The 14079-nt window shown below is 52.2% G+C and carries 11 protein-coding genes; 9 read left to right on the top strand and 2 right to left on the bottom strand.

Annotated elements, in window-relative coordinates:
* The first annotated feature begins 270 nt into the window (after positions 1 to 270).
* The 5 genes from FEK42_RS07555 (at position 271) to FEK42_RS07535 (ending at position 6430) form a co-directional block, all read left to right on the top strand.
* Positions 271 to 1098: an AraC family transcriptional regulator gene (locus FEK42_RS07555; protein ID WP_135408828.1), complete on the top strand. Its 828-nt coding sequence runs from the start codon at positions 271 to 273 to the stop codon at positions 1096 to 1098.
* 151 nt (positions 1099 to 1249) lie between these two features.
* Complete coding sequence (locus FEK42_RS07550; RefSeq protein WP_130204736.1) at positions 1250 to 2170, top strand: dihydrodipicolinate synthase family protein; 921 nt, start codon at positions 1250 to 1252, stop codon at positions 2168 to 2170.
* Between the two features lie 14 nt (positions 2171 to 2184).
* Entirely contained in the window at positions 2185 to 3795 is a 1611-nt protein-coding gene (locus tag FEK42_RS07545; RefSeq protein ID WP_138211779.1) for an aldehyde dehydrogenase (NADP(+)), read from the top strand.
* Between the two features lie 11 nt (positions 3796 to 3806).
* Positions 3807 to 5408 carry an APC family permease gene (locus tag FEK42_RS07540; RefSeq protein ID WP_130204740.1) on the top strand — a complete coding sequence of 534 codons (1602 nt, stop codon included), beginning with the start codon at positions 3807 to 3809 and terminating at the stop codon, positions 5406 to 5408.
* Positions 5409 to 5419: 11 nt separating this feature from the next.
* A complete protein-coding gene (locus tag FEK42_RS07535; protein ID WP_130259573.1) occupies positions 5420 to 6430 on the top strand; it encodes an Ldh family oxidoreductase in 1011 nt (336 codons plus the stop codon).
* A gap of 58 nt (positions 6431 to 6488) precedes the next feature.
* Here FEK42_RS07535 and FEK42_RS07530 read toward each other — a convergent pair whose 3' ends face one another.
* Positions 6489 to 7709: an amino acid deaminase gene (locus tag FEK42_RS07530; protein WP_135491877.1), complete on the bottom strand. Its 1221-nt coding sequence runs from the start codon at positions 7707 to 7709 to the stop codon at positions 6489 to 6491.
* Positions 7710 to 7909: 200 nt separating this feature from the next.
* Here FEK42_RS07530 and FEK42_RS07525 point away from each other — a divergent pair, with 200 nt between their 5' ends.
* The 3 genes from FEK42_RS07525 (at position 7910) to FEK42_RS07515 (ending at position 11323) form a co-directional block, all read left to right on the top strand.
* Positions 7910 to 9352, top strand: coding sequence for a D-aminoacylase (locus FEK42_RS07525; RefSeq protein WP_135491878.1), 1443 nt, complete (start codon positions 7910 to 7912; stop codon positions 9350 to 9352).
* Positions 9353 to 9361: 9 nt separating this feature from the next.
* Positions 9362 to 9751, top strand: a complete 390-nt coding sequence (locus tag FEK42_RS07520; RefSeq protein WP_000023754.1) for a RidA family protein — start codon at positions 9362 to 9364, stop codon at positions 9749 to 9751.
* A gap of 102 nt (positions 9752 to 9853) precedes the next feature.
* Positions 9854 to 11323, top strand: coding sequence for a sodium:solute symporter family protein (locus FEK42_RS07515; RefSeq protein WP_135491879.1), 1470 nt, complete (start codon positions 9854 to 9856; stop codon positions 11321 to 11323).
* Positions 11324 to 11332: 9 nt separating this feature from the next.
* Here the strand turns inward: FEK42_RS07515 and FEK42_RS07510 are convergent, their stop codons facing one another.
* Positions 11333 to 12196: a MurR/RpiR family transcriptional regulator gene (locus FEK42_RS07510; protein WP_135491880.1), complete on the bottom strand. Its 864-nt coding sequence runs from the start codon at positions 12194 to 12196 to the stop codon at positions 11333 to 11335.
* A gap of 181 nt (positions 12197 to 12377) precedes the next feature.
* Here FEK42_RS07510 and tsr point away from each other — a divergent pair, with 181 nt between their 5' ends.
* A complete protein-coding gene (gene tsr, locus FEK42_RS07505) occupies positions 12378 to 14042 on the top strand; it encodes a methyl-accepting chemotaxis protein (RefSeq protein ID WP_135491881.1) in 1665 nt (554 codons plus the stop codon).
* The last annotated feature ends 37 nt before the right edge of the window (positions 14043 to 14079 follow it).

The following is a 14079-nucleotide window of genomic DNA, read 5'->3' as shown; positions in this document are numbered from 1 at the left end:
GCGTAATTGCAACTTTATCGCTTGAAGGGTTTCTGCAAGGGAAATGACGAAATCAGCACAGTGAATTATTTCGCGACACCAGGAGTGGTCATATTTTTTTAATATTAATCATCTTGTTAGTGATGTGTTAGACCAAGAACAAGCGTTCGTCAGTAGTGAGAGCAACGGAAAGTGGAAATACACGGAAGGATCGCAAAATGCGCTTTCAGTACTTGTCATGTTAACTAAAGGTTAATAAACATTCATCCTCAATCGCTATGAGGAACAGCTATGTCCAGCATATGTCATCAGACTATTGAGTTTTCCCCTTGTGAAGAAACTGCGCTGGCCGTTGATGAACTTAGTCAAATTTGCGAGGGGCTGGCGCGGCAGCGTCCACAAAATATTCAGGCATTGTTAAATGCACTGGCACTGATTGCGCCACTTCTTAACGCCATTCCTAATGTGGTGTTTTTTATTAAGGATGTGCAGGCCCGTTATCTGTTAGTCAATATGACGTTGGCGCGACGCTGCGGGTTTAAAAACGTGACATCGCTACTGGGGAAGACATCGGCAGATGTTTTCCCTTCTGCACTGGGACGAGGATATACCGAACAGGATCTGCGTGTGCTACGCGAAGGGGTTGCGTTACGTGATCAACTGGAGATGCATCTCTATAACGGGCGCGAACGCGGCTGGTGCCTGACGCAGAAACTGGCACTGCGCGATATGCAGGGGCGTGTGATTGGAATGGCGGGGATCTCACATGATCTCCAGGAAGCACATGCGCGTCATCCTGCCTGGCAACGTCTGGCGATCATCGATGAGCACATTCGCAATCACTACCACCGCGCGATCTCTATGGAAGAGTTGACTGAAATGAGCGGAATGTCTGTGGCGCAAATTGAACGCTACTGTAAGCGGATTTTTCACCTGACTCCTCGCCAGATGATCCACAAAGTTCGACTGGAAAAGGCCACTGAGTTGCTTGCAGGAAATACGCCGATTACCGATATCGCTTTGCAGTGTGGTTATACCGACCACAGTGCGTTCAGCCGTCAATTTAAGGCGATGACAGGCTCAACACCGCGTGATTTTCGGATGACGTTGGTCGGGTAGCACGACAAATCGCAACCGGGCATTGTGCTAATTTCGTCATCCTGGGGAAAGAAAATCGACAAGCCGCCAGCGCAAGGAGAGGTCAATCTGTTAATGAGGATTCACTTTTAATTCACATTAACGCAACAGGTTGACAATAAGGAAACCAAAGATGAGCAATAAAGCGATTAACTGGAGTGGCGTTTTTCCGGCGGTTAGCACTCAGTTCCGTAGTGATTACTCACTTGATTTGGATGCCACCCATGCGGTGATGAAAAACCTGGTTAAAGACGGGGTTTCTGGCCTGGTAGTGTGCGGTAGCGTAGGAGAAAACACGTCACTTACCACTCAGGAAAAACTGCAAATCATCGAAGTCGCGAAAGATGCTGCTGGCGGAAAAATTCCGGTGATTGCCGGGGTTGCTGAGTTCACCACCGCCTTTGCCCGGACGATGGCAAAAGAGGCCGAGAAGGTCGGTGTTGATGGCGTTATGGTGATGCCTGCTTTGGTTTACTCGTCTAAACCTCATGAAACTGCAGCGCACTTCCGCAGTGTGGCAATGGCGACCGACCTGCCGATCATGGTCTATAACAACCCACCGATTTATAAAAACGATGTCACCCCTGATATCCTGGAAACACTTGCTGATTGCGAAAATATTGTCTGCTTTAAAGATTCCTCTGGTGATACTCGTCGTTTTATCGATCTTCGCAATGCGGTAGGAGATCGCTTTGTGCTGTTTGCAGGGCTGGATGATGTCGTGGTTGAGAGCATTGCGGTGGGCGCTGAAGGCTGGATTTCCGGGATGTCAAACGCCTTCCCACGCGAAGGTGAGACGTTGTTCCGTTTAGCAAAACAACAGCGTTTTGACGAGGCTATGGCGCTGTATCGCTGGTTTATGCCGCTGCTGCATCTCGATGCGCGCCCTGACCTGGTGCAGTGTATCAAGCTGTGCGAAGCCCTGTTGGGGCGTGGCAGTGAGGTTACTCGCCCGCCGCGTCTGGCGCTGGAAGGTGAAACGCGTGCCCAGGTTGTGGCGATAGTTGAGAAAGCGCTGGCGACTCGCCCTGCGCTGCCGGACGTGGGCCTTTGAGGTGGGGAGAGACTATGACTGAAACTTTCCCTTTCACCGGGCAACAGTTCATCGCCGGGCAACGTGTTGCCAGCGGTGAACCGTCGCTGGTCAGCCTGCGAGCGCAGGATGGCGAACCTACCGGGCAACGTTTTTACCCGGCCTCCGCGGAGGAGGCCGCGCAGGCGGCTATTGCGGCGCAGCAGGCTTTTGTGCGCTATTCACAGACCAGCGTCGGGCAACGTGCCGATTTTTTAGAAACCATCGCCGATGAACTTGATGCGGCAGGCGACGAACTGTTCGCTACGGCACATCAGGAGACGGCGTTACCCCTGGCGCGTTTACAGGGAGAGCGGGCAAGAACCAGCGGGCAGATGCGCATGTTTGCCGGGTTATTACGTCGGGGCGATCTGTTTGAGGTAAGAATTGATACTGCGTTGCCGGAGCGTCAGCCTTTGCCTCGACCGGATTTGCGCCAGTATAAAACGGCTCTCGGGCCGGTGGCGGTATTTGGTGCCAGCAACTTTCCACTCGCTTTTTCTACCGCCGGTGGTGATACAGCAGCGGCACTGGCTGCAGGATGCCCGGTAGTTGTGAAAGCGCATCCTGGGCATATGGCAACGGCAGAAATTATCGCATCAGCGATCGCTCGTGCCGTGACTAAATGCGCCATGCCCGCAGGCGTATTCAATATGATTTTCGGTACTGATATCGGTGCTGAACTGGTGAAACATCCCGCAATTCAGGCGGTGGGTTTTACCGGCTCATTACGTGGTGGCATGGCACTCTTTCGTTTGGCCCAACAGCGTCCACAGCCGATACCGGTTTTTGCCGAAATGTCGGCTCTCAATCCCTTTTTCATTCTGCCGCAAGCGCTATCAGTACGTGCCGATACGCTGGCCCGCGATTTAGTCGCATCGTTCACGCTGGGATGTGGACAGTTCTGCACTAAACCAGGCCTGATTGTGTTGCTGAAGGGGGAGAAAAACGCGGACTTTTTGCAGCAACTGGTTGAGAAAGTGAATGCCGCCTCACCGCAACTCATGCTGAACGCCTCCACGCTTGAACACTATCGCCACAGCGTAGAGAAACTGGCAGGACATCCGACAATTCAGTGTTTGGCGGGGGACGATAATCATCAGACCGGACGTGCAGAAGCTCGTCTCTATCAGGCTCAGGTGGCAAGCGTACTTGAAAAAGATCCTCTGTTGCAGGAGGAAGTGTTCGGGCCGCTCGCGATTGTGGTTGAAGCCGCTGATGAAGCGGAGTTGTTGCAGGTGATTAACGCTCTGCAAGGGCAACTTACTGCCACACTTCAGGCGGATGAGGATGACCGGCAACTGGCTGGTCGTTTATTGCCGTTGTTGGCTGATAAAGCCGGACGCGTATTGTTCAATGGCTATCCCACCGGCGTCGAGGTTTGCGATGCCATAGTACACGGTGGTCCGTTCCCGGCAACCACCGACGCGCGCGGCACGTCCGTAGGCACGCTGTCCATTACTCGTTTTCTGCGCCCGGTATGCCTGCAAAATGCACCCGCTGCGCTATTACCGCCTGCGTTGCAGGACAGTAATCCATTAAACCTGCTGCGCCTGGTTAACGGCCAGTGGACCCGGGAAGCCATTTCCTCCTTGTTGACTCATTGAAGGGCATCACTATGACAATTCCTTCTACCCAAAGCACGCAAACCGTCGTTGTTGAGTCGGGGAAGTTTAAAAAGCAGTTAACGCTCACCGACTTGACCTTTATTGGTCTGGGGGCGATTTTTGGTTCTGGCTGGCTGTTTGCTGCCAGCCATGTCGCTTCGATCGCTGGCCCAGCCGGGATTGCTTCCTGGGTTATTGGCGGTTTTGCGGTGTTGCTACTGGGGATTATTTACTGCGAACTGGGGGCGGCGCTTCCCCGCGCGGGCGGTATTATTCGTTACCCGGTATTTTCGCACGGCGAATTGATGGGCTATCTGCTGGGCTTTATTACCCTGATTGCCTTCTCCAGCCTGATCTCCATTGAGATTGTAGCCGCACGGCAATATGCTGCCGCCTGGTTTCCGGCGCTGACGCAGACGGGGAGCAGTGACCCGACGCTGTTAGGCTGGGTGGTGCAGTTCTTACTGTTGTGCTTCTTTTTTGCCCTGAACTACTACAGTGTCAAAACGTTCGCCCGCTCGAACAATTTTATTAGTGTGCTGAAGTTTCTGGTGCCGTTGCTGGTGGTAATAACGTTATTTGCCTTCTTCAAACCGGAGAATCTGCATATACAGGGTATGGCTCCATTTGGTATGTCAGGAGTGGAAGCGGCAATTAGCGCGGGTGGGATTATCTTCGCTTACCTTGGGCTGACACCGATTATCTCCGTTGCCAGCGAGGCGCAAAATCCGCAACGTACCATCCCATTTGCGCTGATCCTCTCGGTAATTCTCTCGACCATCATCTACGTTCTGCTGCAGATAGCCTTTTTGGGTAGTATTCCTACTGAATCGCTAAGTGGGGGTTGGGCGGAGATCAGTAAGAACTATTCGCTGCCGTATCGTGATATCGCCATTACCCTTGGGATGGGCTGGCTGGCATTTATGGTGGTATGTGATGCTATTGTGTCTCCCAGCGGCACTGGCAATATTTACATGAATGCGACACCGCGCGTGATCTATGGCTGGGCGAAGGCGGGGACATTCTTTAAAACCTTTACTCATATCGATAAGGAGTCAGGTATTCCACGTCCGGCACTGTGGCTGACGTTTGGTTTATCTATCTTCTGGACGCTGCCGTTCCCGTCGTGGGAGCAATTGATTAGCGTGGTTTCTGCGGCTCTGGTACTGAGCTACGCCATCGCGCCAGTTACAGCTGCCGGGCTGCGTCGTAATGCACCAGATATGCCGCGCCCGTTCCGCGTTCGTGGTTTTGCGGTGCTCGGCCCACTCTCTTTTATGATTTCCGCGCTGATTGTTTTTTGGTCTGGTTGGGGAACGCTTTCCTGGCTGCTGGGGCTACAAATCGTAATGTTTGTGGTTTACGTGGTTTGTAAGTCGAAAGTGCCTGTTCAGCATGTCAGCCTGGCGCAGCAGATTAAATCTTCATTGTGGCTTATTGCCTTCTATGCCCTGATTATGCTGTTTTCCTGGTTGGGTAGTTTTGGCGGTAGCGGCATTATAGGTCACCCGTGGGATACTATCGTCGTCGCGCTGATGTCGTTGGGAATTTATTACTGGGGCGCATACACCTGCCTTCCTCGGGCGAACTTTAACGGGGATGAAGAAGAATAAAGGAGTAGAAAATGGATAGAGTAATCCTCTCGTTATCAGAGGCTTACGCACTAGCCTATCATGCGCTCATCAGTAACGGATTTAGTGAGCAACATGCGGTGGTGATTGCGAAAAACGTTACCGCCGGGGAGCGCGACGGTTGTGCCTCGCACGGTTTATGGCGACTGCTGGGGATTGTTGACACGCTGCGAAAAGGGAAAGTCTCTGCCGATGCTCTGCCGACAGTGGAATCTCAGGCTCCGGCAATCGTTAAGGCCGATGCCAAAGGTGGCTATTCGCTGTTGGCTTATCAGCAGGCACTGCCGTTACTGATCGAGAAAACGCGTCAGTGCGGGATTGCAGCACTGGCGATTAATCATTGTGTTCACTACTCCGCCTTATTTGCGGATGTTGAACCGCTGACTGAAGCCGGACTGGTGGCGCTGGCGACCACGCCAAGCCATGCCTGGGTTGCGCCGAAAGGGGGGCGCAAACCTCTTTTTGGTACTAACCCAATCGCGTTTGGTTGGCCGCGCGACAAGCAGCCGCCATTTATTTTTGATATGGCGACCAGTGCGGCGGCACGCGGGGAGATTCAGTTACATCAGCGAGCCGGGAAATCACTTCCTGAAGGTTGGGGGATCGACAGCAATGGCAATGCCACCACCGATCCACAAGCTGTGCTGGACGGAGCAATGTTAACCTTCGGCGGTCATAAAGGTTCGGCACTGGCAGCGATGGTGGAGCTGATTGCGGGGCCACTGATTGGCGATATGACCAGTGCTGAGTCTCTTGCGTGGGATAACGGTGCAGGTGGTTTGCCATATGGTGGAGAGTTGATCCTGGCACTCGATCCGCAGCGTTTTCTTGGTGAGGATGCCGGGAGGCATCTGGCAAGGGCGGAAACACTGTTTAGTCAGATGCAGGCACAGGGCGCGCGCCTGCCAGGAGAACGTCGCTACCTGGCACGATTGCGCAGTGAGCAACAGGGTGTAGAGATCAGCCAATCACTCTATGACGATATTCGATCCTTAAGTAGCTGATAGATACTAAAGGATATACATACAATTAATGGCGGGAAGGATCCCGCCATCTGCGCTATCAAAACAACGTATCCAGCTCTGCCAGTACGTTGTAGTCGTCATCAGTCAATAACAACGTTTTCCATTTGTCGAAGGTCAGGCACGGATGGGAAGTGCCAAACACCAAAATATCCCCCACCTGCACGTCGCTATTAGCTGACAATTGCAACATGCAGTGCTGATCCATAATGCCGACACTGCGAATAGCCTCAGGATCAAATGCCAGTGGCTTGCCGTTGCGATAGTGGGCGACTGGTTGCGGCAGTCCGGCGTCGAAGGCGCAATCACGCTTACCAAAATTAACCACTGCACGATCGGCCTCCGGCACCGATTGCACCATGGCGACCAGTTCCAGTGCAGATGTGAGATCGCCTGCCAGATCGCAAGCCACGGGATCACGGGCGATCAATTGCTGTTGCGCGATGTCGTAGATCCCTGCGTCATGGGTGATGTAGCAGCCTGGGCGAATGACGATTCGGCAGTTAGTCGGTTTTTCTGCCGCCAGCCAGATATTGCACACCACGTCATACCAGACCGTGCCTGCTCCGGTGAGAATAAACTCGCCATCAACCAGACTCGCCATATCACAAGCCAGTTGTGCGGCATCCCGCAGCAGCGCTTCTACCTGCGGCTGTGGATCGTCACCGTGTAAAACACCTTCATATAACTCAAGCCCTCGCAGACGTAATCCTGGTAATTGGGCCGCTTGTTTAGCCAGTGCCAGTGCGGCATCCGTTGAGCGGCAACCACAGCGCCCGCCGGGAACCCCCAGCTCAATCATCACGTTCAGCGTCTGTTGCTGGCTGGCAAAAAAGACAGACAAAGCGCGGGCGTTCTCAATGCTGTCGATACAGCAGATAAAATCGACTTTCGGGTAATGCCGTTGCAACTGGGCAATCAACTGCATATTCGCCTTGCCGACCAACTGGTTAACCATCAGCACACGCTGAATACCGCTCGCCATTGCCGCACCAGCCTGCCACGCGCTACCGACACCAATTGCCCAGGCACCAGCCGCCTGCTGCGCCTGAAAAATCCACGGCGTCATGGTGGTTTTACCGTGCGGTGCCAGCGAAACGCCGCGCGCGTCAGCATAGCGTTGCATCCACATAATGTTGTTCTCCAGAGCCTGCTTTTTAATGATCGCGGCAGGTAAACAAACATCTTCGGCAAGGATATTTGCGGGCATTTGCATCAGGGCAGATTTATGGGGAACCAGCGGCTCCGAGTGGTATTTCATAACATTCACCTTTTAAAGATTTCACTGTATCGGATGTGAGTATCATTTTTAACTAAATGAAATATAAACATTTAGTTTATTTATCTTATGATTTATGAATAAAAGTATCAGAAAATCATCTGGGTTTTGCGTAGTTTTCCACTGTTTTTCATCCTTGTAAATGGTTAACTTATCACCATTGCAGAAATGGAGTGACGAACATGCAGGTTGACTGGTTATTCAAAAATGTGACGGTTATCGACGGCAGCGGCGGCCCTGAATTTCGCGGTGACGTGGCAATAACAGGTGATCGGATTGTCGATATAGCCCCTGCGCTTAACGTTACGGCGCAGCAGGTCATTGACGGTGAAGGACGGGTGCTGGCACCAGGGTTTATCGACGTTCATACCCATGACGATATCAACGTTATTCGCATCCCGGAATATCTGCCAAAAATCAGCCAGGGGATCACCACCGTGATTGTCGGCAACTGCGGGATCAGTGCAGCGTCGGCGAAAATGAAAGGCGAAGTCCCTGACCCGATGAATCTGTTGGGGGAAGCGGAGCACTTTATTTATCCCACCGTTGAAAGCTATGCCCAGGCAGTGGAAGCAGCCAGACCGTCACTGAACGTAGGCACGCTGATTGGTCATACGGCGCTGCGTAATAATCATATGGACGACCTGTTTCGCCCGGCGACGGCGGATGAAATTACCGCTATGCGTGCCGACTTACGTCTGGCGTTGAGTCAGGGGGCGCTGGGGTTAAGTTCCGGACTGGCTTATGCCACGGCATTTCAGGCGACTACCGAAGAGGTAATGGCGCTGGCGGAAGAATTAGCCGGTGAGAAGGGGGTTTATACCACTCATCTGCGTTCTGAATTCGAACCGATTCTGGATGCGCTGGATGAGGCGTTTCGTATTGGGCGTCATGGCAAAGTACCTGTTGTGGTTTCCCACCATAAATGCGCCGGGGCGAAAAACTGGGGGCGGACAAAAGAAACGTTGGCCTTTTTTGACCAAATGCGTCAACACCAGGAAATTGGCTGCGATGTCTACCCTTACTCAGCCAGCTCTTCAACGCTGGATCTCAAACAAGTCACCGACGAATTCGATATTGTGATCACATGGTCACAAACACATCCGCAGCAGGCCGGGAAAACACTGGCGCAAATCGCCACCGACTGGCAGATGAGTATGCTGGAGGCCGCGAAGCTGCTAATGCCTGCCGGGGCTATCTACTACAACATGGATGAGCGCGACGTCCGCCGAGTGTTGAGTTATCCGGTTAGTATGATTGGCTCTGACGGCCTGCCTAATGATCCCATGCCGCATCCGCGTTTATGGGGCGCTTTCCCTCGTGTGCTGGGTCACTATTGTCGTGATGAAGGCTTATTCCCGCTGACCACGGCTATCCACAAAATGACCGGGCTTTCTGCCAGCCGTTTTTGTCTGCCCCAGCGTGGACTGGTAAAAGTCGGCTATTTTGCGGACCTGGTGTTGTTCGATCCGCAAACCATTCGTGATGTTGCCAGTTTTTCTGATCCCAAACGCCCGGCAGAGGGCATTGAGGCGGTGATGGTGAACGGTGTTATGAGCTATGGTCGCGATAAACATATTACAGGCCGTGCGGGCCGTTTCCTGCGCCGCCAGACCTCACATTAAGGAGTGAATATGAGCATTAAACGTTACGGTACGGAAGGTGGAACAGGCACTGGTGGGCAGCATTTGCCGTTTGCCAGGGCGGTTGAGGCGGGCGGCTGGCTGTACGTCTCCGGGCAAACCCCCATGAAAAACGGTGAAGTGGTAGAAGGCGGTATCGTTGAACAGTCACGACTGGCGATCCAAAACTGTGTCGACATCATGACCGAAGCCGGTTATAGCCTGGCGGATGTGGTTCACGTGAAAGTGATCCTGACCGACGCCCGCTATTTCCAGTCCTTTAATAAAGTATTCAGAGAATTTTTTGGCGAGAATCCGCCTGCACGTATTTGTTGTGTGGCTGATCTGGTTGTCGATTGTAAAGTCGAAGTCGATGTGACCTGTTATAACGCGACCCGCTAATAAATTTAAGAATTAAAAAAACAGACCGCAATTGAGTGCTGAATACATTCAGCACTCCGGGAATTCTTACATTATTTTCTCTCTACTGGCAGGATGTGAATTATGAACAGTCATATCTTTTTAGTCGGCTTTATTATTTATGCCATCGCCATGATTTGGCTTGGTTGGTTTGTTTCTCGTAATCAGAAACGCGGAGAAGATTTTCTGCTGGGCGGGCGTTCGCTGCCGCTGTTTCTGACGCTGGGTTCAACCGTTGCCACGATGGTTGGCACAGGTTCCAGTATGGGCGCAGTGGGCTTTGGCTACAGTAATGGCTGGGCCGGAATGCTTTATGGCGTCGGTGGGGCCGTAGGTATATTGCTGGTGGCGTGGCTGTTTGCTCCGGTACGTAAATTACGTTTTATGACCATGAGTGAAGAACTCTCTTATTATACTGGCGGGAGTCATTTAATTAAAAATATTGTCGGTCTGATGATATTTATTGCCTCTATTGGCTGGCTGGGCGCGCATATTTTAGGTGGCAGTATGTATCTTGCCTGGGCAACAGGTATTGATCTTACTGTAGCAAAATTAATTATCGCCTTAGCTTTTGCGATTTACGTTATTATCGGTGGTTATTCGGCGGTAGTGTGGACAGACACCATTCAGGCCTTAATTTTGTTCTTTGGTTTTATTTTGATGGCTATTCTTGCCGTTGTTCACGTAGGCGGCTGGAGTGCGATTGAACAGGCGATGGACCCAAAAGCGATGAGCCTGTTTGCGATTGATAAAATGGGCGTGTTACCTGCGCTTTCGCTGGCGCTGGTTATTGGCGTAGGTGTGCTGGCCACACCGTCTTATCGCCAGCGTATTTACTCGGGTAAAGATGTTCCCTCTGTACGCCGTTCGTTTGTTATTACTGGCGTGTTGTATCTGTTCTTCTCGATTCTGCCTGCCATTATCGGCATGGCGGCGTTCACCATGAACCCGAGTCTGGAAAACAGTAACTATGCCTTCTTGTTCGCCACCAGTTTTCTGCCGCCATTGCTTGGCCTGGTGGTACTGATTGCCGGGCTTTCTGCCACCATGTCTTCTGCCAGCTCCGATGCCATCGCAGCGGTGGCGATTATGATGCGCGACGTCTACACCATGGTTACCGGCAGAATGCCGCCGGAGAACAAGGCAATCACTTACTCACGCTGGATGCTGACCTTTGTTATTGGCCTGGCGCTGGTCTTTGCTCTGACCTCTAACGACATCATCAGCTACATTACCAAAATGATTTCGATGCTGATGTCCGGGCTGTTTATCTGCTCGATTCTCGGTCGCTTCTGGCTACGTTTTAACTGGCAGGGCGCGCTGGCGGCGTTAGTGAGCGGTATGGTGATGTCAATTGTGGTGCTGATGAATGCCGACTGGCTGGCTTACTGGGGTAACCCGTGTATTCCGTCAGTGCTGGGAAGCCTGGTCGCTGGCGTACTGGTGACGCTGGTAACGCCAGCAAGCGAGATCAGCCGGGAAGAAGCTCTGGCTATTATCACCAATGAGCGTGAAAACCAGAGTGTCGTGATCACCAAACCTGAAGAGGCATAACCAATAGTGCTAATCGCCAAGTGGCTGGCGGTTAGCGCCACCCCGGTGGCTGTCTAGTGCCAGTTTTATCCGCCGCAGGCGATCTTTCGCCTGCGCTTTATTTGCCATAGCCAGCTCTGTTGCCAGCACATCGATCATCGCGAGCATGGCGTAACGGGAAGGGGTGGGCTTAAAAATGTAATCACTTTCCTGAACCAGCAACGGCAATACCAGATCCACCTGTTCTGCCAGCGGTGTTTGTGCTGGCGTAATGGCAATAACACGCGCGCCATACTGACGGGCGATTACGGCACTTTCGATGATTTCCGGTGTATAACCGCCCAGCGACAGTACAATCACCACATCCTGCGGCATAACCGCAGAGCACATCATTCTCATCATGAGTGAGTCGTTCTGACTGACCACTGGCAATCCCAGGCGGAACAGACGGTACTGGATCTCCTGCGAGCAGATGGTAGAACCGCCGCCCGTTCCCAATGCAAGAATTTGCCGCGCCTGGCTTAACCAACTGACCGCCTGGCTGATGGCGTTCATATCCAACGAGCGACGATGCGTTTCCAGCACGCTGATAATTGATTCGTAGATCCCCTGAACACCGTCAAGATCCGGTACATCGAGAATAAACCGCTGCCCGATAGCCAGTGACTGCGCCAGTTTGACTTTCAGCTCGCGGACATCTTTACACCCCAGAGCACGGGCAAAACGTGTCACCGACGCCTGGCTGGTTTGTGTTAACCGCGCCAGCTCAGCAATTGGCAGTTCCACGGCTGCGGAGACGTCATCAAGAATAAATTGTGCGATACGCTTTTCAGTGGCGGTTAACGCCATAAACCGTTCGGTAATGCAGGAGATGATATCGATGCTATAAGCCATGGGAGTATCACTGATTCAGTAAAAACTGGTACTTTGTACCATAAAAATTGCTCCAGAGTGTGACCCTCATAAAAAATGTAAGTACGCAGCGACAAAAAAACGCTCAACACCGCTCCAGATCATAAAGTTTTCTACCGCCAGGCCGACAACCTGAGTATCAGGTCTGGAGGGAAGAGAAACCATGTTTAAACGTATTAAGATCGTGACCAGCTTATTGCTGGTTTTGGCCGTTTTTGGCCTTTTACAACTGACATCAGGCGGTTTGTTCTTTAATGCCTTAAAAAATGACAAAGAAAATTTCTCCGTTTTACAAACCATTCGTCAGCAGCAATCCACGCTGAATGGCAGCTGGGTCGCGTTGTTGCAGACACGTAACACTCTCAACCGCGCGGGTATCCGCTACATGATGGATCAGAACAATATTGGCAGCGGTTCAACCGTCGCCGAGCTGATGCAGAGTGCCAGTATTTCGCTGAAGCAAGCGGAAAAAAACTGGGCGGACTACGAAGCGTTGCCGCGAGACCCGCGTCAGAGCACAGCCGCAGCGGCGGAAATCAAACGTAATTACGATATTTACCACAATGCGCTGGCGGAGCTGATCCAGCTGTTAGGCGCAGGCAAAATCAATGAGTTCTTTGATCAGCCAACTCAGGGATATCAGGACGGTTTCGAGAAGCTGTATATGGCTTATATGGAGCAAAACGATCGTCTCTACGATATTGCCGTCAGCGATAATAATGCTTCCTACAACCAGGCGATGTGGGTGCTGGTGGGTGTGTTGATCGTCGTGTTAGCCGTCATTGTGTCCGTCTGGTTTGGTATTAAAGCCTCGCTGGTAGCACCAATGAATCGCCTGATCGAAAGCATTTGTCATATTGCTGGCGGGGATTTGGTAAAACCCATTGAGGTGGATGGTTCTAACGAAGTAGGACAACTGGCTCAGAGTTTGCGCCATATGCAAAGTGAACTGATGCGTACTGTCGGAGATGTACGTAACGGTGCTAATGCCATTTATAGCGGTGTCAGCGAAATTGCCACGGGTAATAACGATCTCTCATCACGTACTGAGCAGCAAGCGGCTTCACTGGAAGAGACGGCGGCCAGCATGGAGCAACTGACTGCAACGGTGAAACAGAACGCCGAGAACGCGCGTCAGGCCAGTCATCTGGCGTTAAGTGCTTCTGAAACCGCGCAACGTGGTGGCAAGGTAGTGGATAACGTGGTACAGACGATGCGCGATATCTCCACCAGTTCGCAGAAGATTGCCGATATTATCAGCGTTATCGATGGTATTGCCTTCCAGACCAATATTCTGGCTTTGAACGCGGCGGTTGAAGCGGCGCGCGCGGGCGAGCAAGGGCGTGGTTTTGCGGTAGTTGCGGGGGAAGTGCGTAACCTGGCGCAGCGTAGCGCCCAGGCGGCCCGTGAAATTAAAAGCTTGATTGAAGACTCCGTAAGTAAAGTGGATGTCGGATCTACGCAGGTCGAAAGTGCCGGGGAAACCATGACAGAGATTGTCAGCGCCGTAACACGCGTTACTGACATTATGGGAGAAATCGCTTCAGCCTCTGATGAGCAAAGCCGTGGCATTGATCAGGTTGGTTTAGCGGTTGTCGAAATGGATAGGGTAACGCAACAGAACGCCGCGTTAGTGGAAGAGTCTGCTGCCGCTGCCGCCGCGCTGGAAGAGCAGGCCAGCCGTCTGACCGAAGCCGTAGCGGTGTTCCGTATACAGCAAACGCAACAGCGTCAGTATGAAGCTTTGCCAGTGGTAAACGCAGCGTTGCCGGTTGTGTCGCGCAAAATTGTCGTCGCTGATAGCGGGGATAACTGGGAAACGTTTTAATCGCCATGAAAAATGCCCGATAAGAGATGACTTATCG

The sequence above is a fragment of the Escherichia sp. E2748 genome (assembly GCF_005781125.1).
Lineage (GTDB): Bacteria > Pseudomonadota > Gammaproteobacteria > Enterobacterales > Enterobacteriaceae > Escherichia.
Note: the sequence above shows the minus strand (reverse complement) of the source record. Positions and strands in the feature narration are given on the sequence as shown.